Consider the following 24,865-nt stretch of genomic DNA (forward strand, 5'->3'; position numbering starts at 1 on the left):
GCATGACAACGAACTATATTTTTGTGACCGGCGGGGTCGTATCCTCTCTGGGTAAAGGCATTGCCGCAGCCTCCCTCGCAGCCATTCTTGAAGCCCGTGGCCTCAATGTGACCATGATGAAACTGGATCCGTACATCAACGTCGATCCGGGTACCATGAGTCCAATCCAACACGGGGAAGTGTTCGTTACTGAAGACGGCGCTGAAACCGATCTGGATCTTGGCCACTACGAGCGTTTCATCCGCACTAAAATGACCCGTCGTAACAACTTCACGACAGGCCGTATCTACTCCGACGTTCTGCGTAAAGAGCGCCGTGGTGATTATCTTGGTGCTACCGTTCAGGTTATCCCACACATCACTAACGCTATCAAAGAACGCATTATTGCGGGCGGCGAAGGCCACGACGTGGTGCTGGTTGAAATCGGCGGTACTGTGGGTGATATCGAATCCCTGCCATTCCTGGAAGCGATTCGTCAGCTGGCGGTTGATATTGGCCGTGAAAACGCGCTGTTCATGCACCTGACGCTGGTGCCTTACATGGCAGCCGCAGGTGAAGTGAAAACCAAACCTACTCAGCACTCCGTTAAAGAGTTGCTCTCCATCGGTATTCAGCCAGACATCCTGGTTTGCCGTTCCGATCGCGCGGTTCCGGCGAACGAACGCGCGAAAATTGCATTGTTCTGTAACGTGCCGGAAAAAGCCGTTATTTCAATGAAAGATGTCGATTCCATTTATAAAATCCCGGGCCTGTTGAAATCACAGGGCCTGGACGATTATATTTGTAAACGATTCAGCTTGAACTGTCCGGAAGCTAACCTGTCTGAATGGGAACAGGTTATTTATGAAGAAGCGAATCCGGCTGGCGAAGTGACTATCGGCATGGTTGGCAAGTACATTGAACTGCCAGATGCCTATAAGTCAGTTATCGAAGCGCTGAAACACGGTGGTCTGAAGAACCGCGTCTCCGTTAACATCAAGCTGATTGATTCGCAGGATGTTGAAACGCGTGGCGTTGAAATTCTGAAAGATCTGGATGCGATCCTTATCCCTGGCGGCTTCGGCTACCGTGGTGTAGAAGGCAAGATCGCCACCGCACGCTATGCGCGTGAAAACAATATTCCATACCTCGGTATCTGCCTGGGTATGCAGGTTGCGCTGATCGAATTTGCGCGCAACGTAGCGGGAATGGAAAACGCGAACTCTACGGAATTTGTGCCAGACTGTAAGTACCCTGTCGTGGCGCTTATCACTGAATGGCGCGACGAAGAAGGTAACGTCGAAGTCCGTACCGAGAAGAGCGACCTGGGTGGCACGATGCGTCTTGGCGCACAGGCCTGCCAGCTGTCCGACGATAGCGTCGTTCGCAAGCTGTATGGCGAGCCGGTTATCACCGAACGTCATCGTCACCGCTATGAAGTCAACAACATGTTGTTGAAACAAATTGAAGCTGCGGGTCTGCGTGTTGCGGGCCGCTCCGGGGATGATCAGTTAGTCGAGATCATCGAAGTGCCAAACCATCCGTGGTTTGTCGCCTGCCAGTTCCACCCGGAATTTACTTCAACGCCACGTGACGGGCATCCGCTGTTTGCAGGCTTTGTGAAAGCCGCCAGCGATTACCAGAAGCGTCAGGCGAAGTAAAAAAAGTTAGAACGGCAACGCGTACCCCTGGTACGCGTTGTTTGTCTGGAGTTTTAGTTTAACTTGTACTGAGGAAAATCTAATGTCCAAAATCGTTAAAGTCATCGGTCGTGAAATCATCGACTCCCGTGGTAACCCGACCGTTGAAGCCGAAGTTCACCTGGAAGGTGGTTTCGTCGGTATGGCAGCTGCTCCGTCAGGTGCTTCTACTGGTTCCCGCGAAGCGCTGGAACTGCGCGATGGCGACAAATCCCGTTTCATGGGCAAAGGCGTACTGAAAGCTGTTGGCGCCGTAAACGGCCCTATTGCTCAGGCAATCATTGGCAAAGACGCTAAAGACCAGGCTGGCATCGACAAGATCATGATCGATCTGGACGGTACTGAAAACAAATCTAACTTCGGTGCTAACGCAATCCTGGCCGTTTCCCTGGCGAACGCCAAAGCTGCAGCGGCTGCTAAAGGTATGCCACTGTTCGAACACATCGCTGAACTGAACGGCACTCCAGGCAAATACTCCATGCCTGTACCGATGATGAACATCATCAACGGTGGTGAGCACGCAGACAACAACGTTGATATTCAGGAATTTATGATTCAGCCAGTTGGCGCGAAATCCCTGAAAGAAGCAGTACGTATGGGTTCTGAAGTGTTCCACAACCTGGCTAAAGTTCTGAAAGCTAAAGGTATGAACACGGCTGTTGGTGACGAAGGTGGCTATGCGCCAAACCTGGGTTCTAACGCAGAAGCACTGGCTGTTATCGCTGAAGCGGTTAAAGCAGCAGGCTACGAGCTGGGCAAAGACATCACTCTGGCAATGGACTGTGCAGCGTCTGAATTCTACAAAGACGGTAAATACGTTCTGGCTGGCGAAGGCAACAAAGCGTTCACCTCTGAAGAGTTCACTCACTTCCTGGAAGACCTGACCAAACAGTACCCAATCGTTTCTATCGAAGACGGTCTGGACGAGTCTGACTGGGATGGCTTCGCATACCAGACTAAAGTACTGGGCGACAAAATCCAGCTGGTGGGTGACGACCTGTTCGTAACTAACACCAAGATCCTGAAAGAAGGCATCGAGAAAGGCATCGTTAACTCCATCCTGATCAAATTCAACCAGATCGGTTCTCTGACCGAAACGCTGGCTGCGATCAAAATGGCGAAAGACGCTGGCTACACCGCTGTTATCTCTCACCGTTCTGGCGAAACTGAAGACGCTACCATCGCTGACCTGGCTGTTGGTACCGCGGCTGGCCAGATCAAGACCGGTTCTATGAGCCGTTCTGACCGTGTTGCTAAATACAACCAGCTGATTCGTATCGAAGAAGCACTGGGCGAAAAAGCACCATACAACGGTCGTAAAGAGATCAAAGGCCAGGCATAATCGCTAAGCCTTAAAATGAAAATGCCAGTCGCAAGACTGGCATTTTTTTTGGCTATTTAAAATCGACCGCCATTTGTTCCGGAATGGTCAGCCCCTGAGTGGTTTGCACGCAGCGGGCAATATAGTCCGTAAAGCGGGGTGGCTTAGGCATGCCCATGCTAAGCAGCTTATCATTGCTGAAGCGCACGTTGAGTGTGGCAAAAGCACCGTATAAACGCATTGCTTTCAGCATCAGGCGCTCGTTGCACGGCCCAAAAATATCCTTCAGTTCGCGGCGCATTCTGACCAGCGTTTCGTAACTCACCTGAGCGTATCGATCTCCGACAGGGGCTTTCTCCAGCGCCTGCGCCATTGCCTTATCAATATCAGCAAAGCGAACGCTGTTCTCTTCCCCGGCAGAAATATGTACCACCTCCCCTGAACATGCATCACTGGTAAGCAGCATTAACAGCGCGTCGGCACAATAATCCACCGGAACGACATCGATTTTGTCTTCCATCGAACACATGAATTTTTGCAGCATTAACCCCATGCTAAAGACCCAGAAAATACTGCTTGAAGGCGTGCAGCCGTGACGGGTATGGCCGACGACGATAGACGGGCGGGCGATGAGCAGCGGCAGGTCAGGACAGTGCTGGCGCATCAGCTGTTCAATGGTGGATTTCGAATAGGTATATTCCACCAGATGCTCGGCGTTCTCTCTGAATTCTGCACTTTCGGCGACCAGCGAATCCTGCTCCGGCGTGCAGGACATCGCCGTGCCAACGTGCAGGAAGCGCTGTAGGGTCGACACCCGTTCCATGCGGCGCGCCAGCGCCAGGGTTCCCTCGACGTTCACCTTCCAGATAAGCGGATTGTTGCCAAATGACGCGACGGCCGCGCAGTTAACGACATGCGTCACCTGTTCAAGACGCGGATCGTTCAGGAAGGCTTCCGGCTGGCTGAGATCGCCAATGAGGATATTCTCCACGCTCAGCGAGGCCAGTGCATGCTCAGGCACGTTGAACTTACGCATATTCTCCTGCACTCGCGCCAGCCCACCTTGCGGGTCGCTGGCGCGCGCAAGCAGAAGTAAATTTACGGCGCTCTCGCCGGTCAGGATTTTTTCAAGTACTGCACCACCCAGAAATCCGGTCACGCCTGTAATCAGTAAGGTTTTCATTGATACCGTCTCATTATGATTGATGAGGCGGATTGTAGGCGGGCGAAAGTAAACGGCGTTTAAATAAAAAAATGGCCAGCCTTACCGTTTCTTAAGCTTATTTTAAGGTAAGGAATTCAGGGGGTGAGATTGGACATTGCAGGAGGGAAGAAAATTCAATTTATAAAGATATTTATTTTAAATTACTGATTTATATATTATTAATGTGCTTCCTGTGTCGTGGGAATATTAAGTCAAAATGTAATTATAAAAATACTTTGTAACATCATTCATTGATGCGGTAAATAATTTAACGGATGCTTAAGTACACTTAAAATAACGAACTCGCAGGCTATTGATATATAGCCTGCGAAGGTTTTTTACAGCAACAGCGGAAGCGTTGCGCTGGCGGTTTGTTGGCTGACCTCGCCGTAATGACCGTCTATTGCAATAAGGGAGTGGGTAAGCAACTCGACCAGCAACATAACGCCCACTTTGGCATTGAGTGCGCCTGCGCTAAGCGGCCCCTCGGGTTTGGCTGCAACCAGAAGCATATCGCTAAGGGACGCCAGCGGGCTACGCGGCGTATTGCTGAGCGCCAGCACGGGGACGCCACGTTTGCGGGCAAGTTTTACGACGTGAAGTAAATCCCGCGTTGAGCCTGAACTGGAGATGGCTACCACCAGCGACGCTTTAGAGAGGGTGGTCGCATTCATGGCTGCACGGTGCATATCGCTGAAGAGCTGCACAGGTTTGCCCAGGCGCAACAGCTTATAATGCAGATACTCGCCGAGGATCGCACTGGCAGCGACCCCATAAATCTGGACTGACTGCGCCTGATGCAGTGCCTGCGCCGCCTTTTCCAGCAGCGCTCTGTCGAGCAGTCTGGCGGTATCCTGCAGAGCCTGTACAGACTCTTCCACCACACTATCAATTTCATCCCCGGCCTGACGCTCTGGCTGACCCTGCTGAATGTCCAGCGCAAGTGCCATTTTGAATTCCGTGTACCCCTTACAGCCCAGCGTACGGCAAAGACGCGTCACGCTGGCTTCGCTGGTATGACTTTCGCGCGCCAGCTCAGTGATCGTCAGGTAAAGCACCCGGGCAGGATCGTTGAGGACAAACTCTCCCAGTTTTCGTTGCGTTGGGCTGTACCCGGAAGCCTCCTGGCGTAGCTTCAGCAGCAGGTTTTCATGGTCTGACATGCGAGATCCTTAATGCATTCTTCTGTCGACTAGTGTGGCGGAAAGCGGGGGAAAGATGCCAGTCATTTCGAAAAAGTATGATCGTCATCCTGGTTATTGATGATAATTTTCACTATTAATAATTAATGTGGTAAAAATTTTCATCTATACACGAGGGGATGAAAAAATGATGCAAATGTTCAGTGGGGCTTCTTCTGGCGGATGGTTTGAGAAAGCGCAGCGCTTTGGCAAATCATTTATGTTGCCCATCGCCGTCTTGCCCGCGGCGGGTTTGTTGCTGGGGATTGGAGGCGCGTTATCAAATCCCAATACCCTCACGGCCTACCCGTTTTTAGATGTTGCGTGGCTGCAGGCCATCTTTACCATTATGAGCAGTGCCGGTTCGATTGTGTTCGCCAACCTCTCGGTGCTGTTTGCTGTCGGGGTCGCCGTCGGGCTGGCAAAAAATGATAAAGGAACCGCAGGGCTGGCGGCATTGCTCGCTTTTCTGGTGATGAATGCCACCATCAATGCGCTGCTGATCCTGACCGGAAAACTGGCGCTTGAGAACCCGGGTGCCGTAGGGCAGGGAATGACGCTGGGGATCCAGACGCTGGAAACCGGCGTATTTGGTGGCGTCGTCATCGGGCTTGTGACCTGCGCGTTACATCATCGGTTCAATAAGATCGCGCTTCCGCAGTTCCTGGGTTTTTTTGGCGGTTCACGTTTTGTACCGATCGTCAGCTCGCTGGCGGCAATACTTGTCGGGGCATTAATGACCGTCATCTGGCCGCATTTCCAGAAGCTGATCTTCGGTCTGGGCGGGCTTGTGGATGCCACCGGTTATCTGGGGACGATGCTGTACGGTTTCATTTTGCGCATGCTCGGGCCGTTTGGTTTACACCACATCTTCTATCTTCCCTTCTGGACGACAGCGCTTGGCGGCAGCGAGATCGTTAACGGTCAGCTTGTCGAAGGTACACAGCGGATCTTCTTCGCCCAGCTTGCTGACCCGACAACACGCCAGTTTTATGAAGGCACGTCGCGCTTCATGTCCGGACGCTTCATCACGATGATGTTTGGTCTGCTGGGTGCCTGCCTCGCGATGTACCACACGGCAAAGCCGGAGAACAAAAAACGCGTCGCGGGGCTGTTACTTTCGGCGGCATTGACCTCGTTCCTGACGGGGATTACTGAACCTATTGAGTTCTCATTCCTTTTTGTTGCACCGGTGCTGTACGTCATTCACGCCCTGTTTGACGGGCTGGCGTTTATGCTCGCCCATATTTTACACATCACTATCGGGCAAACCTTCTCAGGCGGTTTTATCGACTTCGTGCTGTTCGGCATTCTCCAGGGCGAGGCCAAAACCCACTGGATGTTCGTACCGCTGGTAGGGGTGCCGTGGTTCTTCCTTTATTACTTTACGTTCCGTTATCTGATTAATCGCTTTGATTTTGCCACGCCGGGGCGTGAGAAAGAGGCGATGGCGGATGAAGTGACCTTTTCGCAGAGCGAGCGTGCCGTTGCGGTGATCGCCGGGTTAGGTGGCAAAGACAATCTCGAAGAGGTGGACTGCTGCGCGACGCGTCTTCGCGTCACGGTGAAGGATGGCAGCAAAGTGAACGAATCGGCGCTGAAAGCGACCGGCGCGCGCGGCGTTATCGTCCGCGGCAACGGTGTTCAGGTCATTTATGGGCCGCATGTCACGATTATTAAAAACGAAGTGGAAGAGATCTTATCGTAATGAAAACTGTACTGGATAACCTGAAGGGAAAACTGGTCGTCTCCTGCCAGGCGCTGGAGAATGAACCGCTGCATAGCGCGTTTATTATGTCACGAATGGCGCTGGCCGCCGCGCAGGGTGGGGCGGCAGCGATCCGTGCCAATAGCGTGGTGGATATCGAAGCCATCAGGCAGCAGGTGGCTCTGCCGGTTATCGGCATCATCAAACGCGATTATCCGGATAGTGAGGTGTTTATCACCGCCACGATGAAAGAGGTGGATGAGCTGATGACGGTTTCTCCGGAAATCATTGCCCTGGATGCGACTGCGCGACAGCGCCCTGGCGGCGAAGACCTGGCGACGCTGGTCGCGCATATCCGCACGCGGTATCCGTCGGTACGCCTGATGGCGGATATTTCCACAACAGAAGAGGCCGTGACGGCGCAGGCGCTGGGTTTTGATTGTGTGGGGACCACGCTTTACGGTTATACGGCAGAAACCGCAGGCCATGCGCTACCGGACAATGACTGCGCGTTTCTGAAAGAGGTGCTGGCTGCCGTCGACATTCCCGTGGTGGCCGAAGGCAACGTTGATACACCTGAACGGGCGGCGAGGTGCCTGGAACTTGGTGCCTTTATGGTCGTTGTCGGCGGGGCCATCACCCGTCCACAGCAAATTACTGCGCGGTTTATGGCAGCGATTGGCGCTCAAAGCACCGATGGAGCATGACCATCTGACGGGGATCTGCGATACTTATCGTTTATCCCCTTAACTGAGATGACTATGCAGTACCCGATTAACGAGATGTTCCAGACCCTGCAAGGCGAGGGTTACTTTACCGGCGTTCCCGCCATCTTTATTCGATTACAGGGATGCCCGGTTGGCTGTGCCTGGTGTGATACCAAACATACGTGGGATAAACTCGCAGATCGGGAAGTGTCGCTGTTTAGCATTCTGGCTAAAACCAAAGAGAGCGATAAGTGGGGCGCGGGAAGTGCAGAAGATCTGCTGGCGATCATTGGCCGTCAGGGCTGGACGGCGCGCCACGTGGTGATTACCGGGGGTGAACCCTGCATCCACGACCTGACGCCGCTGACCGAGCTGCTCGAAAAGAACGGCTACAGCTGTCAGATTGAAACCAGCGGCACGCATGAAGTGCGCTGTTCTCACACCACCTGGGTGACGGTTTCGCCGAAAGTTAACATGCGCGGCGGCTACGATGTACTCTCTCAGGCGCTGGAGCGTGCTGATGAGATTAAACACCCAGTTGGCCGCGTGCGTGATATCGAAGCGCTGGATGAACTGCTCGCCACGCTGACGGATGAAAAGCAGCGGATCATCGCGCTGCAGCCTATCAGCCAGAAAGAGGATGCCACGCGCCTGTGTATTGAAACCTGTATTGCCCGCAACTGGCGGCTGTCGATGCAGACGCACAAGTACCTGAACATCGCCTAAAAAAAAGCCCGGATATTCCGGGCTTTTTTTACTCACCGCGATAGATACAGCCCGCGGTGCAGGTCTCTTTGATCATCACCGCGCTCAGCAGAGGCACCTGCGGTTTCATCTGATCCCAAATCCATTTAGCCAGCACTTCACTGGTCGGGTTTTCAAGGCCCGGGATATCATTCAGATAGTAGTGATCCAGACGATCGTAGGTCGGCTTGAATGCCGCCTTCAGCTCGGCAAAGTCCATGATCCAACCGGTATGCGGATCGACGTCACCGGTTATCTCAAGACGCACCATAAACGAGTGCCCGTGCAGACGGCCACATTTATGCCCTTCAGGAACATGCGGAAGGTGGTGGGCGGCTTCGAAGGTGAAATCTTTAAACAGTGTGGTGGACATTATTGCTCTCAGTAATGCGGAAAAAACCGCCGCATAGTACCGGAAAGCACAATTTTTATCATTAACTAAAACGGCTCTGTTGCCGCAACGTAGTGCATACGAGAAAGGACTACTGTTTTATGATTAAATTTCAATGGGTTAGTTAATCGTTTTTATCGCTAAGAACGATAACTAAAACAGGTTAGTCCATTTGGTTATTTATTATTTCCATCCCTTCTTTAATTGTTATTATCCTCGCCGTTAACCTTATCTTCAGTTTGGATTTATTCGCTTAAAGTCCGCTTGGCTACTGGAACATAACGACGCATGACAACACAGGCCCCACCTTCAAATTTGCTTCCCCTGAACCCGGAGCAACTGGCGCGCCTTCAGGCTGCCACCTCTGATTTTTCTCCCACCCAGCTTGCCTGGGTCTCCGGCTATTTCTGGGGAATGCTTAACCAGCAACCGGGCGCTGTGGCTGCTGCACCGGCAACTGCGGTAGAAATTCCGGCGATTACGCTGATTTCTGCCTCGCAGACGGGCAATGCTCGCCGTGTGGCCGAAGCGCTGCGCGACGACCTGCTGGCCGCCAAACTGAACGTGAACCTGGTGAACGCCGGGGACTATAAATTCAAACAGATCGCGTCCGAAAAACTGCTGGTGGTAGTGGCTTCAACCCAGGGTGAGGGTGAGCCGGCTGAAGAAGCGGTGGCCCTGCATAAATTCCTGTTCTCGAAAAAAGCCCCAAAACTGAACGGGACGGCGTTCGCCGTGTTTGGCCTGGGCGACACCTCCTACGAATTTTTCTGCCAGTCCGGTAAAGATTTCGACAGCAAACTGGCGGAACTGGGCGCTGAGCGCCTGCTGGACCGCGTTGATGCGGATGTGGAATACCAGACCGCAGCCGCTGAATGGCGTGCGCGCATCGTTGACGTGCTGAAAGCGCGCGTGCCGAAAGAGACGCCAGCGCAGGCTGCCGTCACCGCGGCGGGCGCAGTCAATGATATTCACACCAGCCCGTATACCAAAGAGGCACCGCTGGCAGCGAGCCTGGCGGTTAATCAGAAAATTACCGGCCGCGACTCTGAGAAAGACGTGCGGCATATTGAAATCGATCTCGGTGATTCCGGTCTGCGTTACCAGCCGGGCGATGCACTTGGGATCTGGTACCAGAACGATCCGACGCTGGTTAAAGAGCTGGTCGAACTGCTGTGGCTGAAAGGCGATGAGCCTGTCACCGTCGACGGTAAAACGCAGCCGCTCTCTGAGGCGCTGCAGTGGCATTTCGAGCTGACGGTCAACACGCCAAACATCGTTGAAAATTACGCCACCTTAACGCGCAGTGAATCGCTGCTGCCCCTGGTGGGGGATAAGGCGAAGCTGCAGCATTACGCCGCGACGACGCCGATTGTCGATATGGTGCGTTTCTCTCCGGCACAGCTGGATGCGGATGCGCTAATCGGCCTGCTGCGTCCGCTGACGCCGCGCCTCTACTCCATTGCCTCTTCGCAGGCAGAAGTGGAAAGCGAAGTGCATATCACCGTGGGCGTGGTGCGTTATGACATCGAAGGGCGTGCCCGTGCGGGCGGGGCATCAAGCTTCCTGGCCGATCGCGTGGAGGAAGACGGTGAAGTGCGCGTGTTTATCGAGCACAACGACAACTTCCGTCTGCCTGCGAACCCGGAAACACCGGTCATCATGATTGGGCCGGGTACCGGTATTGCACCATTCCGCGCCTTTATGCAGCAGCGCGCTGCAGATGAGGCGCCAGGTAAAAACTGGTTGTTCTTCGGCAACCCGCACTTTACGGAAGATTTCCTCTATCAGGTTGAGTGGCAGCGTTACGTCAAAGAAGGTGTCCTGACGCGCATCGACCTGGCCTGGTCCCGCGATCAGCAAGAAAAAGTATACGTACAAGACAAACTGCGCGAACAGGGCGCAGAGCTGTGGCGCTGGATCAATGACGGTGCCCACATTTATGTCTGCGGCGACGCCAATCGCATGGCGAAAGACGTTGAGCAGGCATTGCTGGAAGTGATTGCCGAATTCGGCGGTATGGATGCCGAAACGGCGGATGAATTTTTAAGTGAGCTGCGCGTTGAGCGCCGTTATCAGCGAGATGTCTACTAATGAGCGAAAAACATCCAGGGCCACTGGTGGTCGAAGGTAAACTGACAGACGCCGAGCGCATGAAGCTGGAAAGCAACTATCTGCGCGGCACCATTGCTGAAGATCTGAATGACGGTCTCACCGGCGGCTTTAAAGGCGACAACTTTCTGCTGATCCGTTTCCACGGTATGTATCAGCAGGACGACCGTGATATCCGCGCCGAACGTGCAGAACAGAAGCTGGAGCCGCGTCATGCGATGCTGCTGCGCTGCCGTCTTCCGGGCGGGGTGATCACCACGAAACAGTGGCAGGCGATCGATAAGTTTGCGGGTGAAAATACCCTTTATGGCAGCATCCGTCTGACCAACCGTCAGACCTTCCAGTTCCACGGCATTCTGAAGAAGAACGTGAAGCCGGTACACCAGATGCTGCACTCTGTCGGGCTGGACGCGCTGGCCACGGCCAACGACATGAACCGTAACGTGCTCTGCACCTCGAACCCGTACGAGTCCGAGCTGCATGCCGAAGCCTATGAGTGGGCGAAGAAGATCTCTGAGCACCTGCTGCCACGCACCCGCGCCTATGCGGAGATCTGGCTCGATCAGGAAAAAGTGGCCACCACCGACGAAGAACCGATCCTCGGCCAGACCTATCTGCCGCGTAAGTTCAAAACCACCGTGGTGATCCCGCCGCAGAACGATATCGATCTGCACGCCAACGACATGAACTTCGTGGCGATTGCCGAAAATGGCAAGCTGGTGGGCTTTAACCTGCTGGTGGGCGGCGGTCTCTCCATCGAACACGGTAACAAGAAAACCTATGCCCGCACCGCAAGCGAGTTTGGTTTCCTGCCGCTGGAGCACACGCTGGCCGTGGCTGAAGCGGTTGTCACCACGCAGCGCGACTGGGGTAACCGTACGGACCGTAAAAACGCGAAAACCAAATACACCCTGGAGCGCGTGGGCGTAGAGACGTTCAAAGCGGAAGTGGAGCGTCGCGCGGGGATTAAGTTTGAGCCGATCCGTCCGTATGAATTTACGGGACGTGGCGATCGTATTGGCTGGGTTAAAGGCATCGACAATAAATGGCACCTGACGCTGTTTATTGAAAACGGCCGTATTCTTGATTATCCGGGCCGCCCGCTGAAAACCGGTCTGCTGGAAATTGCGAAGATCCATAAAGGTGAATTCCGTATCACCGCTAACCAGAACCTGATCGTTGCCGGCGTGCCGGAAAGCCAGAAAGCGAAGATTGAGAAACTGGCGCGCGACCATGGGTTGATGGACGCGGTGAAGCCGCAGCGTGAAAACTCAATGGCCTGCGTGTCGTTCCCGACCTGCCCACTGGCGATGGCGGAAGCAGAACGTTTCCTGCCGTCATTCACCGATAAGGTGGAAGCGATTCTGGAAAAACACGGTATTCCGGACGAGCATATTGTTATGCGTGTCACCGGCTGCCCGAACGGCTGTGGCCGTGCGATGCTGGCCGAGCTGGGTCTGGTGGGTAAAGCGCCGGGTCGCTATAACCTGCACCTCGGCGGCAACCGTATCGGAACGCGTATTCCGCGCATGTTCCGTGAGAACATCACCGAGCCGGAAATTCTTGATTCTATCGACGAGCTTGTCGGGCGCTGGGCGAAAGAGCGCGAAGCGGGTGAAGGCTTCGGCGACTTTACGGTGCGTGCGGGCATTATTCGCCCGGTGCTCGATCCCGCAAGGGATTTCTGGGAGTAAACACGAGAGGTAATTATGTCCGTACTCGATCTAAACGCCCTAAATGAACTGCCAAAAGTCGATCGCATTCTGGCGCTGGCAGAAACCAATGCGCAGCTTGAAAAGCTCGACGCCGAAGGCCGCGTGGCATGGGCCCTGGAAAACCTGCCGGGTGATTATGTGCTCTCGTCGAGTTTTGGTATTCAGGCAGCGGTGAGTTTGCATCTGGTGAACCAGATTCGTCCGGACATTCCGGTGATCCTGACCGATACCGGCTACCTGTTTCCGGAAACCTACCAGTTTATCGATGAGCTGACGGACAAGCTCGGGCTGAACCTGAAAGTCTACCGCGCGGAGCAAAGCGCGGCCTGGCAGGAGGCGCGGTATGGCAAGCTGTGGGAACAGGGTGTTGAGGGCATTGAGAAATACAATGAGATCAACAAGGTCGAGCCGATGAACCGGGCACTGAAAGAGCTTAACGCGCAGACCTGGTTTGCGGGGTTACGCCGCGAGCAGTCCGGAAGTCGCGCCACGCTCCCGGTGCTAGCGGTTCAGCGCGGGGTGTTTAAAGTGCTGCCGATCATCGACTGGGATAACCGTACGGTTTACCAGTACCTGCAAAAACACGGACTGAAATACCACCCGCTCTGGGACCAGGGTTATCTGTCCGTTGGCGATACCCATACCACGCGTAAATGGGAACCGGGCATGGCGGAAGAAGAGACGCGATTCTTTGGACTCAAGCGCGAGTGCGGATTGCACGAAGGGTAAATTCTGTTCCCTTTTCCCTCACCCTCTAACAAAGGGTGAGGGAAATGTTCTGTTCTACGCTTTCCCAGCTTTTGCCAGCTCTTTCACCAGCGGCAGCATCACTTTAACCACATCCCGACTGCGGTGTTCAACTCGCTGCGGCAGTGCGCTATCAATATGCTGCTGATTATCCAGCAGCACGTTATGCCAGCTCGTCCCGTCCGGGAAAGCCTTCGATTTCACCCGCTGCTGATAACCGTCTTTCTTACCCAGCATCCAGTTAGTGGCTTCCACGTACAGAACAGGAATGCCCGCTTTATCGAACACTTCACCATCATTACAGCAGCCGGTTCCGCGAGGATAATCGGGATTCCCGCCCGGGTTGCTGGTGGCATACACCCCATGGCTGCGGGCAATCGCCAGCGCGCGGTCGCGCGTCAGTTTACGCACGGTACCCGGCGTACTCTGTCCGCTGTTGAAATAGAGCTTATCGCCGACGATCAGGTTATCGAGGTTAATCACCAGCAGCGTATTTTTCCTCTCCTCGGCACTCATGCGTTTCAGGAGATTCTCCGCGCCAAGTTTTCCCTCTTCTTCACCGCTGGTAGCAACGAAACGGATCCCGTATTGTGTTGGAATGTCTTTCATTCGCTCTGCCAGTTCGAGCATCACGCCCAGACCCGCCGCGTTATCGTCCAGCCCCTGTAACGTCAGCCCGCCGAGATTATTGTCGGTATCGGCGTCGCTCATTGGCGCGTAGGTGTCCAGGTGCGCCATGATAATGATCTGTTCCGCCGCGCTACCTTCATGCGCCGCAATGACCGTACTACCGGTCACGTTATGCCAGTTTTTTGTTTTATTGCGCGAGGTATAGACGTAGCGGCTGTGAAACGATCGGATATCGCTCTGGTAACCCATGTCAGCAAATTGCTGGCGAATATAATCGGCGGAAAGCATTTCCGCTGGCGTGCCGGTCATACGACCCGGAAAGACGGTCGCAATATGCCGCGCCTGCATATTCGCGATTTCACCATAGGGCTGATTTTTTGCCTGGGCCGGAAGGATAAAGCAAACGCCGAGCGCCAGGGCAGCGATACGGTGGCGCGTTGCGGAAAACATAGTGAGTCCTTAAAAACAGAGCAAAATTTTAACCCGCCTAGTATGAAACTGTGATCGACCATACACAATTTGAATTGCTCTTAAATGCCCGAAAATTCGCGTGTTAAGCACTTTTTGATCTTTGCTTTTCCACGGCGTTATTCCATTGAGTAACTACTCATTCCAATTCGTAATTTCATTCGATCTAAGCCGCCCCCTATAGTCCCACTATTCCTTGTTGTTAGTGAGTTGTAGCTTGTGGACTATCTGCCCCTTTTTGCCGCGATAAAAGACAGACCTGTGCTGGTAGTCGGCACCGGTGAGGTTGCCGATCGCAAAATCGCGTTTCTGCAGCGAGCGGGGGCGCAGGTACGGATAGTCGACGAGGCGGATTTCGACGAGTCGCAAATCGACAGCGTGGTGCTGGTGATTGCGGCAACCGATAACCGTGAGCTCAACCGCCGTATTTCAGAGGCGGCTCAGGCCCGTCACCGTCTGGTGAACGTAGTGGACGATCGGCCGCTGTGTTCGTTTATCTTCCCGTCGATTGTTGACCGTTCGCCATTGCTGGTGGCCATCTCCTCCGGCGGGACCGCGCCGGTGCTGGCACGCGTGCTGCGGGAAAAAATCGAAGCGCTTTTGCCTACCAGCCTTGGGCGAATGGCGGAGAAAGCGAGCTTCTGGCGTAACCATCTGAAAACGCGCCTGACCAGCGTGACGGAACGCCGTCGCTTTTGGGAGCGCGTGTTCCGCGGTCGTTTTGCCAGCCTGATGCATGCCGGGAATGAAACGGCGGCGCAGCAGATCCTCGAAGATGAGCTGGATAACCCTGGCAGTAGCGGCGGCGAGATCATTCTGGTCGGTGCGGGGCCGGGTGATGCCGGGCTGCTGACCCTGCGCGGCCTGCAGGTGCTTCAGGATGCCGATGTGGTGTTCTATGACCATCTGGTCACCGACGGGGTGCGCGAATTGATTCGCCGTGACGCAGAACAAATCTGCGTTGGCAAACGGGCGGGCGAGCACTCTGTACCGCAGCATGACACCAACCAGATGCTGGTGGCGGCGGCAAAAGCGGGCAAAACGGTGGTGCGGCTTAAAGGTGGCGACCCGTTTATCTTTGGTCGCGGCGGGGAAGAGCTGCAGGCGGCGGCTGAAGCGGGCGTGCCGTTCCAGGTCGTTCCGGGTATCACGGCGGCTTCCGCAGTGACGGCCTACGCCGGTATACCGCTTACTCACCGCGATTACGCCCAGAGCGTGACCTTTGTCACGGGCCATTACAAGGCGGACAGCGCCCCGTTTGACTGGTCGCATCTTGCCCAGAGTCGTCAGACGCTGGCTATCTATATGGGCACGATGAAGGCGGCGGACATCAGTGAACAACTTATTCAACACGGTCGAGAGGCAACCACGCCGGTCGCCGTGATTTCTCGCGGCACACGCCTCGATCAGCATGTGGCTATCGGTACGCTACAGGATCTTGCCACCCTGGCGAAAGAGGCCCCTATGCCCGCGCTTATCGTGGTAGGGGAAGTGGTGCACCTGCACAGCACACTCGCCTGGTTTCAACATACAACAGACTCAGAGGGGTTTGGCTCCTCTGTGGTGAATCTGGCTTAAGGAACGGTTATGGACCAAAAACGACTTACTCACCTGCGGCAGCTCGAAGCGGAAAGTATCCATATTATCCGCGAAGTGGCAGCCGAATTCTCTAACCCGGTGATGATGTATTCCATCGGTAAAGATTCCAGCGTGATGCTACACCTGGCGCGTAAAGCGTTTTACCCGGGTACGCTGCCGTTCCCGCTGCTGCACGTTGATACCGGCTGGAAGTTCCGTGAAATGTATGAATTCCGCGACCGTACGGCAAAAGCCTACGGCTGCGAACTGCTGGTGCATAAAAACCCGGAAGGGGTGGCGATGGGCATTAACCCGTTCGTGCACGGTAGTGCCAAACACACGGACATCATGAAAACCGAAGGGCTGAAGCAGGCGCTGAACAAATACGGTTTTGACGCGGCCTTCGGCGGCGCACGCCGTGATGAAGAAAAATCCCGTGCGAAAGAGCGTATCTACTCTTTCCGCGACCGCTTCCACCGCTGGGATCCAAAAAACCAGCGTCCGGAGCTGTGGCATAACTACAACGGCCAGATCAACAAGGGCGAAAGCATTCGCGTGTTCCCGCTCTCCAACTGGACCGAGCTGGATATCTGGCAGTACATCTATCTGGAAAATATCGAGATCGTGCCGCTGTACCTGGCCGCTGAACGTCCGGTGCTGGAGCGTGACGGCATGCTGATGATGATCGATGACGATCGCATCGACCTGCAGCCAGGCGAAGTGATCAAAAAACAGATGGTGCGTTTCCGTACCCTCGGCTGCTGGCCATTGACCGGTGCCGTGGAGTCCAGTGCGCAGACGCTGCCGGAGATCATTGAAGAGATGCTGGTGTCGACCACCAGTGAGCGACAGGGCCGCGTGATTGACCGCGACCAGGCAGGCTCCATGGAGCTGAAGAAACGTCAGGGTTATTTCTAAGGAGCCGCCATGAACACGACCATTGCTCAACAAATTGCCAATGAAGGCGGCGTAGAAGCTTATCTGCACGCGCAACAACACAAAAGCTTGCTGCGCTTTCTGACCTGCGGCAGCGTCGATGACGGGAAAAGCACGCTGATCGGCCGTCTGCTGCACGATACGCGTCAGATTTACGAAGATCAGCTCTCTTCCCTGCACAACGACAGTAAACGTCATGGTACCCAGGGCGAAAAACTCGACCTGGCGCTGCTGGTGGACGGCCTGCAGGCCGAGCGCGAGCAGGGCATCACCATTGATGTGGCGTATCGCTATTTCTCCACCGAGAAGCGCAAATTTATTATTGCCGACACCCCGGGGCATGAGCAGTACACCCGTAACATGGCGACCGGTGCGTCTACCTGTGAACTGGCGATCCTGCTGATTGACGCCCGTAAAGGGGTACTGGATCAGACTCGTCGCCACAGCTTTATCTCCACGTTGCTGGGGATCAAACACCTGGTGGTGGCGGTCAACAAAATGGATCTGGTGAACTTCAGCGAAGAGAAGTTTGATGAGATCCGCCAGAGTTACCTGACGTTTGCTGAACAGCTGCCGGGTAACCTGGATATTCGCTTTGTGCCGCTCTCTGCGCTGGAAGGCGACAACGTGGCTTCCCAGAGCGCGAACATGCCGTGGTATAGCGGCCCGACGCTGCTCGAAGTGCTGGAAACCGTGGAGATCCAGCGCGTGGTCGACACCCAGCCGATGCGCTTCCCGGTTCAGTACGTTAACCGTCCTAACCTTGATTTCCGCGGTTTCTCCGGCACTATCGCGTCGGGCACCGTGGCGGTCGGTCAGCGCGTTAAAGTTCTGCCGTCTGGTGTGGAATCCACCATCAGCCGTATCGTCACCTTTGATGGCGATCTGCCGCAAGCCGGTGCGGGTGAAGCGGTCACGCTGGTATTGAAAGATGAAATTGATATCAGCCGCGGCGATCTGCTGGTGGACGCTCAGGAGACGCTGGCAGCGGTGCAGGGGGCTTCCGTTGATGTGGTGTGGATGGCTGAACAACCGCTGAGCGCCGGTCAGAGCTACGACATTAAAATCGCGGGTAAGAAAACCCGTGCCCGCGTGGACGGTATCCAGTTCCAGGTGGACATCAATAACCTGACCCAGCGCGATGTCACCGAGCTGCCGCTGAACGGCATTGGTCTGGTCGACGTGACCTTTGACGAGCCGCTGGTGCTGGATCCCTACCAGCAGAACCCGGTAACGGGTGGGCTGATCTTTATCGATCGCCTCTCCAACGTGACCGTGGGTGCCGGTATGGTGCGTGAGCCAAATGAACAGGCTACGGTAGCCTCTGAGTTCAGCGCCTTTGAGCTGGAGCTGAATGCGCTGGTGCGTAAGTACTTCCCGCACTGGGGTGCGCGCGATCTGCTGGGAGGCAAGTAATGGCCGCCCATGATGAGAACGTCGTCTGGCATCCTCATCCGGTCACCGTCGCGCAGCGCGAGAAACTTCACGGCCATCGTGGCGTGGTACTGTGGTTTACCGGGCTATCCGGCTCTGGTAAATCCACGGTAGCGGGCGCGCTGGAAGAGGCGCTACACCAGCAGGGGGTCAGTACCTACCTGCTGGATGGCGACAATGTGCGCCACGGCCTGTGCAGCGATTTGGGCTTCAGCGACGACGATCGTAAAGAGAATATTCGCAGGGTGGGGGAAGTGGCCAGCCTGATGGCGGATGCCGGGTTAGTGGTACTGACCGCGTTTATCTCACCGCATCGTGCCGAACGCCAGATGGTGCGCGAGCGCGTCGGGCAGGATCGCTTTATCGAAGTGTTTGTTGATACGCCGCTGGAAATTTGCGAAGCGCGCGATCCCAAAGGGCTATATAAGAAAGCGCGTGCGGGAGAGCTGCGAAACTTCACCGGCATTGACTCGGTGTACGAAGCGCCTGAATCGCCTGAAATTCACCTGGAAGGTCAACAATTGGTAACAAATTTAGTAAGCCAATTATTAGACCTGCTCAGACGGGACGATATTATCAGATCCTGAGACGGTATCGTTCGGGAGCTGTCTTCCCGAACGATGAGTCACGGTCACAGGATCAGCTATGCGCAACAGTGAGAACTACATTATTACCACCGGGTCGGAGCCGTTAGCGACCGACGACGAGACGACCTGGTCCTTTCCTGGGGCCATAGTCGGCTTCGTCTCGTGGTTGCTGGCCCTGGGTATCCCTTTTCTTATCTACGGCGGTAATACGCTGTTCTTCTTTCTCTATACCTGGCCTTTCTTCCTGGCGCTGATGCCTGTGGCGGTTGTCGTCGGTATTGCGCTGCACTCGCTGCTTAATGGCAAACTCCTTTACAGTACCGTGGTCACGATTGTGACGGTGGTTCTGATGTTTGGTCTGTTATTTTTGTGGCTCATGGGCTAACTTCAGCCATAATTCAAACCGTAAACAACTGTGTGACGATATTGAGCAAGGCGATTCTGCGGAAAAAATGTGGTACATTTGCCCGCGATGTTGCGGCATCTCTGTTACCCCGGCAAAGAGATCTGGGGGCGTTTTGGGATGATGATGCCGTTTTTCAGGGGGCAGGATGGGTAAACTAACGCTGCTGTTGCTGGCTTTGCTGATCTGGCTGCAATATTCGCTGTGGTTCGGTAAAAACGGACTGCACGACTATAGCCGGGTAAGCGATGACGTCGCGGCTCAGCAGGCAACAAACGCCAAACTTAAGGCGCGAAACGATCAACTCTTTGCTGAAATTGATGACCTCAATGGCGGGCAAGAGGCGATTGAGGAACGCGCACGCAATGAACTCAGTATGACTAAGCCGGGCGAAACTTTTTATCGTCTGGTTCCGGATGCGTCTAAACGCAATCAGGGCTCAGCACAAAACAATCGATAATCAGGCCCAGGATTACGACATGGCAGTAACTTTTTCGGACGTATGCGCCGTGGTGCCGGCTGCGGGTTTTGGCCGGCGCATGCAGACAGAATGTCCCAAGCAATACCTCTCTATTGGCGATAAAACGATCCTCGAACACTCCGTGGCGGCGCTGCTGGCGCATCCGCGGGTGACGCGCGTGATTATCGCTATCAGCCCGGGTGATGCGCGTTTCGCACAGTTACCGCTGGCAAATCATCCGCAGATTACCGTTGTTGACGGCGGCGCCGAGCGTGCCGATTCCGTGCTGGCGGGCATTCAGGCCGCCGGTGACGCATCATGGGTTCTGGTCCATGACGCTGCCCGTCCGTGCCTGCATCAGGATGACCTTGCGCGCCTGCTGGCGCTTAGCGAAACCAGCCGGGTAGGCGGTATTCTTGCCGCCCCGGTACGCGACACCATGAAGCGCGCTGAGCCGGGCAAGCAGGCTATCGCGCACACCGTTGAGCGCGTCGATTTATGGCACGCGCTGACCCCCCAATTTTTCCCCCGCGAATTACTCCACGACTGCTTAACGCGTGCGCTTAAAGAAGGTGCGACCATCACGGACGAAGCCTCGGCGCTGGAGTATTGCGGTTTCCATCCTGAGCTGGTTGAAGGACGCGCTGATAATATAAAAGTGACGCGTCCGGAAGATTTACAGCTCGCGGAATTTTATCTTACCCGTTCGACCCATCAGGAGAAGGCATAATGCGAATTGGACACGGTTTTGATGTACACGCCTTTGGCGGAGAAGGCCCAATTATCATTGGCGGCGTACGCATTCCTTATGAAAAAGGGCTGCTTGCGCATTCTGATGGCGACGTAGCATTACATGCCCTGACCGATGCATTGCTGGGTGCTGCGGCACTGGGCGATATCGGTAAGCTGTTCCCGGACACTGACCCGGCCTTCAAAGGCGCGGACAGCCGTGCGCTGCTGCGTGAAGCCTGGCGTCGTATTCAGGCGAAAGGCTACACCCTCGGCAACGTGGATGTGACGATCATCGCTCAGGCCCCCAAAATGCTGCCGCATATCCCGCAGATGCGCGTGTTCATTGCAGAAGATCTCGGTTGCCACATGGATGATGTTAACGTCAAAGCGACGACGACAGAGAAACTGGGCTTTACCGGTCGTGGTGAAGGGATTGCCTGTGAGGCCGTGGCGCTGCTGGTGAAGGCAAGCCAATGACGGACTTCGATAACCTGACCTGGCTGCACGGTAAACCGCAGGGGAACGGGCTGCTGAAAGCCAGCCCTGAAGATTTTGTTGTGGTGGAAGACCTGGGATTCGCACCGGATGGCGAAGGCGAACATATCCTGCTACGCATTCTGAAAAATGGCTGCAATACCCGTTTTGTGGCCGATGCGCTGGCAAAATTCCTCAAAATTCATGCCCGCGAAGTGAGCTTTGCCGGGCAGAAAGATAAACACGCCGTCACCGAACAGTGGCTCTGCGCGCGCGTGCCGGGTAATACGATGCCTGATTTAAGCAAATTTGAGCTTGAGGGCTGTAAGGTACTGGAATACGCGCGCCATAAGCGCAAACTGCGTCTGGGCGCGTTGAAGGGCAATCATTTTACGCTGGTACTGCGTGAGATTTCGGACCGTGACGATGTGGAAAAACGCCTGAACGCTATCAACGCATGCGGCGTACCAAACTATTTTGGCGCACAGCGCTTTGGTATCGGCGGCAGCAACCTGCTCGGCGCACTGCGCTGGGCGCAAAGCGATGCCCCGGTCCGCGACAGGAATAAACGCAGTTTTTGGTTGTCGGCGGCCCGCAGTGCGTTGTTTAATCAGATTGTGAGCGAACGGCTGAAAAAACCGGACGCGAATCAAGTTGTTGTCGGCGATGCGCTACAATTAGCGGGACGCGGGAGTTGGTTTGTGGCAACGGCTGAAGAAATGGCCGATGTGCAGTCGCGCGTGGATACTCAAACGCTGATGATTACCGCAGCTTTGCCCGGCACGGGCGACTGGGGTACGCAGGGCGATGCGCTGGCTGCTGAGCAGTCTGCTGTCGCTGATATGCAGGCATTACAAACATTGCTGGTGCGGGAAAAAGTCGAGGCGGCACGCCGTGCGATGCTGCTCTATCCGCAACAGTTGAGCTGGAACTGGTGGGACGACGTAACCGTCGAGTTACGCTTCTGGCTGCCGGCAGGTAGCTTTGCCACCAGTGTTGTCAGGGAACTTATCAACACGTCGGGTGATTATGCGAATATTGCTGAGTAACGATGACGGGATCCATGCGCCGGGTATACAGACCCTGGCGAAACACCTTCGCGAATTTGCGGAAGTGCAGGTCGTGGCACCCGATCGTAACCGCAGTGGAGCGTCTAACTCTCTGACGCTGGAGTCGTCGCTTCGCACCTTCACCTTTGAAAATGGTGATATCGCCGTCCAGATGGGCACGCCGACCGACTGCGTTTTTCTGGGTGTGAACGCGCTGATGCGCCCGCGCCCGGACATCGTCGTCTCCGGTATTAACGCCGGGCCCAATCTTGGCGACGATGTGATTTACTCCGGAACCGTGGCCGCCGCCATGGAAGGGCGCCATCTGGGGCTCCCTGCGTTGGCCGTTTCGTTAAACGGCCACACGCACTACGACACGGCGGCAGCGGTGACCTGTTCTCTCCTGCGGGCGCTCAATCGCGAGCCGCTGCGTACCGGGCGCATCCTCAATATTAACGTGCCGGATCTGCCGCTGAGTGAAATCAAAGGCATTCGCGTAACGCGTTGCGGAAGCCGACACCCGGCTGACCAGGTGATCCCGCAGCAGGATCCGCGTGGCAATACGCTTTACTGGATTGGTCCTCCTGGCGACAAGTGTGACGCCGGACCGGATACCGACTTTGCCGCTGTTGATGAAGGATATGTCTCGGTTACGCCGCTGCATGTAGATTTAACCGCGTATAGTGCGCATGATGTGGTGTCGGGTTGGCTGGATCGCGCAGGAGTGAACGCGCAATGGTAAGCAAACGTGTACAAACTCTTCTGGAACAGCTACGCGCTCAGGGGATCCGCGACGAGCATGTGCTCGACGCGCTCGCCCAGGTGCCGCGTGAGAAATTTGTAGACGAGGCGTTTGAACACAAAGCGTGGGAAAACGTGGCGCTGCCTATCGGGCAGGGCCAGACGATTTCACAGCCTTACATGGTGGCGCGTATGACGGAGCTGCTGGAGCTCACGCCCCATTCGCGCGTGCTGGAAATTGGCACCGGGTCGGGGTACCAAACCGCGATCCTGGCGCATCTGGTGCACCATGTTTGCTCCGTTGAGCGTATTAAAGGTTTGCAGTGGCAGGCGCGTCGTCGCCTGAAACAACTTGATTTACATAACGTTTCGACACGACACGGTGATGGATGGCAGGGTTGGCAGGCACGCGCCCCGTTTGACGCGATCATCGTGACGGCTGCTCCACCTGAAATTCCCGCTGCTCTGTTATCGCAGCTGGATGAAGGCGGCATTCTTGTTCTGCCTGTCGGGGACGAGCAACAGCTCCTGAAGCGCGTTCGTCGGCGTGGCGGCGAGTTTATTATCGATACCGTGGAAGCTGTGCGCTTTGTTCCTCTGGTAAAGGGGGAGTTGGCCTGAGACTCAGAATTATCCAGGGTTATTAAGGCAAATTCAGCGTATGGTGTGGCGCGAAAGATTCGTGTCATCACGGTAAATTTTAAGTCACTGGTAGTTAACACATTCCTGGGGGATAAATGAGCGCGGGAAGCCCTAAATTCACCATCAGCCGTGTTGCGGCATTATCACTGGTTTCGCTCTGGCTGGCAGGCTGTACAAGTTCTAATAATGCACCTGCGCCCGTCAGTTCCGTGGGGGGATCCAGCAGCTCGGGTAACACGTCCAGCGGAATGTTGATCACCCCTCCGCCTAAAATGGGCACTGCTGCGGCACAACAAAATCCGCCCATTCAGCCAATGCAGCCTCCTGTTACGCAGCCAACACAGGTTCAGCCAGTGGAACACCCTGTGCAGACTCAAAATGGCCGCATAGTGTATAACCGCCAGTATGGGAACATTCCGAAAGGTAGCTATACCGGTGGGAGCACCTATACCGTAAAACGCGGCGACACGCTGTTCTATATTGCGTGGATCACCGGGAACGATTTCCGTGACCTGGCGCAGCGTAATAACGTCCAGGCCCCGTATGGTCTGGAAGTCGGCCAGACGCTCCAGGTGGGCAATGCGACGGGTACGCCGCTCACGCCTGGCAACACCGTTTCAGCGGCCGATGTCACTGCGCAAAATAACAGCGTTAAGCCTGCACAAAAATCCACCACGGTGGTTGCTTCACAACCGGTAATTACGTATTCTGAGGATTCAGGTGATCAGACTGCTAACAAAATGTTGCCGAATAATAAAGGGACTGCGACTGTTGTCACAGCACCGACTACGGCACCTGTGGTTAGCTCTACTGAACCGACTGCCAGCAGTATGACCTCCAGTTCGCCAATTTCTGCATGGCGCTGGCCAACTGACGGCAAGGTTATCGAAAACTTCTCTTCCTCCGAGGGAGGAAATAAAGGGATCGATATCGCAGGGAATAAGGGACAGGCTATTATCGCGACCGCAGACGGTCGTGTGGTATATGCCGGTAACGCTCTGCGCGGTTACGGTAATCTTATTATCATCAAACATAACGATGATTACCTGAGTGCCTACGCCCATAACGACACAATGCTGGTCCGGGAACAACAAGAAGTTAAGGCGGGGCAAAAAATCGCTACCATGGGTAGCACCGGCACCAGTTCTACACGCTTGCATTTTGAAATTCGTTACAAGGGGAAATCCGTAAACCCGCTGCAGTATTTGCCGCAGCGATAAGT

At 55.0% G+C, this 24,865-nt stretch carries 24 protein-coding genes; 20 read left to right on the forward strand and 4 right to left on the reverse strand.

What is annotated here, in order from left to right; genetic code table 11:
- Positions 1-2 precede the first annotated feature (2 nt).
- A complete protein-coding gene (gene pyrG / locus QRN24_RS11265; RefSeq protein WP_014171412.1) occupies positions 3-1,640 on the forward strand; it encodes a glutamine hydrolyzing CTP synthase in 1,638 nt (545 codons plus the stop codon).
- An 82-nt stretch (positions 1,641-1,722) separates the two neighbouring features.
- Positions 1,723-3,021, forward strand: coding sequence for a phosphopyruvate hydratase (gene eno, locus QRN24_RS11270; protein ID WP_014885045.1), 1,299 nt, complete (start codon positions 1,723-1,725; stop codon positions 3,019-3,021).
- A gap of 52 nt (positions 3,022-3,073) precedes the next feature.
- Here eno and QRN24_RS11275 read toward each other — a convergent pair whose 3' ends face one another.
- Positions 3,074-4,183 carry an SDR family oxidoreductase gene (locus QRN24_RS11275; RefSeq protein WP_113657009.1) on the reverse strand — a complete coding sequence of 370 codons (1,110 nt, stop codon included), beginning with the start codon at positions 4,181-4,183 and terminating at the stop codon, positions 3,074-3,076.
- Between the two features lie 359 nt (positions 4,184-4,542).
- Positions 4,543-5,367 carry a MurR/RpiR family transcriptional regulator gene (locus tag QRN24_RS11280; RefSeq protein WP_020883807.1) on the reverse strand — a complete coding sequence of 275 codons (825 nt, stop codon included), beginning with the start codon at positions 5,365-5,367 and terminating at the stop codon, positions 4,543-4,545.
- 166 nt (positions 5,368-5,533) lie between these two features.
- Here QRN24_RS11280 and QRN24_RS11285 point away from each other — a divergent pair, with 166 nt between their 5' ends.
- The 3 genes from QRN24_RS11285 to queE are packed head-to-tail and all read left to right on the forward strand — an operon-like array spanning position 5,534 to position 8,526.
- The gene (locus QRN24_RS11285; protein WP_020883808.1) at positions 5,534-7,093 is read left to right on the forward strand and encodes a maltose/glucose-specific PTS transporter subunit IIC; all 1,560 of its coding nucleotides are present in this window, start codon (positions 5,534-5,536) and stop codon (positions 7,091-7,093) included.
- On the forward strand, positions 7,093-7,800 hold the full coding sequence (locus QRN24_RS11290) for an N-acetylmannosamine-6-phosphate 2-epimerase (RefSeq protein WP_284942718.1): 708 nt from the start codon (positions 7,093-7,095) through the stop codon (positions 7,798-7,800). Before QRN24_RS11285 ends, QRN24_RS11290 begins: the two co-directional genes overlap by 1 nt.
- A gap of 54 nt (positions 7,801-7,854) precedes the next feature.
- Positions 7,855-8,526 (forward strand): 7-carboxy-7-deazaguanine synthase QueE, encoded by a 672-nt coding sequence (queE, locus tag QRN24_RS11295; protein WP_020883810.1) that lies wholly within the window; start codon positions 7,855-7,857, stop codon positions 8,524-8,526.
- A gap of 28 nt (positions 8,527-8,554) precedes the next feature.
- Here queE and queD read toward each other — a convergent pair whose 3' ends face one another.
- Entirely contained in the window at positions 8,555-8,917 is a 363-nt protein-coding gene (gene queD / locus QRN24_RS11300; protein ID WP_014171404.1) for a 6-carboxytetrahydropterin synthase QueD, read from the reverse strand.
- 306 nt (positions 8,918-9,223) lie between these two features.
- Between queD and cysJ the strand changes: the two genes are divergently transcribed.
- From cysJ to cysH, 3 genes are read left to right on the forward strand one after another with little or no spacing between them, the layout of a single operon-like run.
- Positions 9,224-11,029, forward strand: coding sequence for an NADPH-dependent assimilatory sulfite reductase flavoprotein subunit (cysJ, locus tag QRN24_RS11305; protein ID WP_032678869.1), 1,806 nt, complete (start codon positions 9,224-9,226; stop codon positions 11,027-11,029).
- Positions 11,029-12,741 (forward strand): assimilatory sulfite reductase (NADPH) hemoprotein subunit, encoded by a 1,713-nt coding sequence (gene cysI / locus QRN24_RS11310; RefSeq protein WP_014171402.1) that lies wholly within the window; start codon positions 11,029-11,031, stop codon positions 12,739-12,741. Before cysJ ends, cysI begins: the two co-directional genes overlap by 1 nt.
- Before the next feature lie 15 nt (positions 12,742-12,756).
- Positions 12,757-13,491 carry a phosphoadenosine phosphosulfate reductase gene (cysH, locus tag QRN24_RS11315; protein WP_014171401.1) on the forward strand — a complete coding sequence of 245 codons (735 nt, stop codon included), beginning with the start codon at positions 12,757-12,759 and terminating at the stop codon, positions 13,489-13,491.
- A gap of 54 nt (positions 13,492-13,545) precedes the next feature.
- Here the strand turns inward: cysH and QRN24_RS11320 are convergent, their stop codons facing one another.
- Complete coding sequence (locus QRN24_RS11320) at positions 13,546-14,589, reverse strand: aminopeptidase (protein ID WP_020883813.1); 1,044 nt, start codon at positions 14,587-14,589, stop codon at positions 13,546-13,548.
- A gap of 246 nt (positions 14,590-14,835) precedes the next feature.
- Here QRN24_RS11320 and cysG point away from each other — a divergent pair, with 246 nt between their 5' ends.
- The 12 genes from cysG to nlpD all read left to right on the forward strand — a co-directional run bounded on the left by cysG (position 14,836) and on the right by nlpD (position 24,863).
- On the forward strand, positions 14,836-16,185 hold the full coding sequence (gene cysG / locus QRN24_RS11325) for a siroheme synthase CysG (RefSeq protein ID WP_284942737.1): 1,350 nt from the start codon (positions 14,836-14,838) through the stop codon (positions 16,183-16,185).
- A gap of 9 nt (positions 16,186-16,194) precedes the next feature.
- Positions 16,195-17,103: a sulfate adenylyltransferase subunit CysD gene (gene cysD, locus QRN24_RS11330; RefSeq protein WP_006811770.1), complete on the forward strand. Its 909-nt coding sequence runs from the start codon at positions 16,195-16,197 to the stop codon at positions 17,101-17,103.
- Positions 17,104-17,112: 9 nt separating this feature from the next.
- Positions 17,113-18,537 (forward strand): sulfate adenylyltransferase subunit CysN, encoded by a 1,425-nt coding sequence (cysN, locus tag QRN24_RS11335; protein ID WP_284942719.1) that lies wholly within the window; start codon positions 17,113-17,115, stop codon positions 18,535-18,537.
- Positions 18,537-19,142 carry an adenylyl-sulfate kinase gene (gene cysC / locus QRN24_RS11340; protein ID WP_014171397.1) on the forward strand — a complete coding sequence of 202 codons (606 nt, stop codon included), beginning with the start codon at positions 18,537-18,539 and terminating at the stop codon, positions 19,140-19,142. The genes cysN and cysC overlap by 1 nt, the downstream gene beginning before the upstream one ends.
- 58 nt (positions 19,143-19,200) lie before the next feature.
- On the forward strand, positions 19,201-19,527 hold the full coding sequence (locus QRN24_RS11345) for a DUF3561 family protein (RefSeq protein WP_014171396.1): 327 nt from the start codon (positions 19,201-19,203) through the stop codon (positions 19,525-19,527).
- Between the two features lie 166 nt (positions 19,528-19,693).
- On the forward strand, positions 19,694-20,005 hold the full coding sequence (ftsB, locus tag QRN24_RS11350) for a cell division protein FtsB (RefSeq protein WP_008499609.1): 312 nt from the start codon (positions 19,694-19,696) through the stop codon (positions 20,003-20,005).
- 19 nt (positions 20,006-20,024) lie between these two features.
- Positions 20,025-20,735, forward strand: a complete 711-nt coding sequence (gene ispD / locus QRN24_RS11355; protein WP_014171395.1) for a 2-C-methyl-D-erythritol 4-phosphate cytidylyltransferase — start codon at positions 20,025-20,027, stop codon at positions 20,733-20,735.
- Entirely contained in the window at positions 20,735-21,214 is a 480-nt protein-coding gene (ispF, locus tag QRN24_RS11360) for a 2-C-methyl-D-erythritol 2,4-cyclodiphosphate synthase (RefSeq protein WP_014171394.1), read from the forward strand. The genes ispD and ispF overlap by 1 nt, the downstream gene beginning before the upstream one ends.
- Entirely contained in the window at positions 21,211-22,260 is a 1,050-nt protein-coding gene (gene truD, locus QRN24_RS11365; protein ID WP_284942720.1) for a tRNA pseudouridine(13) synthase TruD, read from the forward strand. The genes ispF and truD overlap by 4 nt, the downstream gene beginning before the upstream one ends.
- A complete protein-coding gene (gene surE / locus QRN24_RS11370) occupies positions 22,241-23,002 on the forward strand; it encodes a 5'/3'-nucleotidase SurE (protein WP_284942721.1) in 762 nt (253 codons plus the stop codon). The genes truD and surE overlap by 20 nt, the downstream gene beginning before the upstream one ends.
- Complete coding sequence (locus tag QRN24_RS11375) at positions 22,996-23,622, forward strand: protein-L-isoaspartate(D-aspartate) O-methyltransferase (protein WP_020883820.1); 627 nt, start codon at positions 22,996-22,998, stop codon at positions 23,620-23,622. The genes surE and QRN24_RS11375 overlap by 7 nt, the downstream gene beginning before the upstream one ends.
- A gap of 116 nt (positions 23,623-23,738) precedes the next feature.
- The gene (gene nlpD, locus QRN24_RS11380) at positions 23,739-24,863 is read left to right on the forward strand and encodes a murein hydrolase activator NlpD (protein ID WP_020883821.1); all 1,125 of its coding nucleotides are present in this window, start codon (positions 23,739-23,741) and stop codon (positions 24,861-24,863) included.
- The last annotated feature ends 2 nt before the right edge of the window (positions 24,864-24,865 follow it).

Source organism: Enterobacter sp. MEB024 (assembly GCF_030209635.1).
GTDB classification, from domain to species: domain Bacteria; phylum Pseudomonadota; class Gammaproteobacteria; order Enterobacterales; family Enterobacteriaceae; genus Enterobacter; species Enterobacter ludwigii.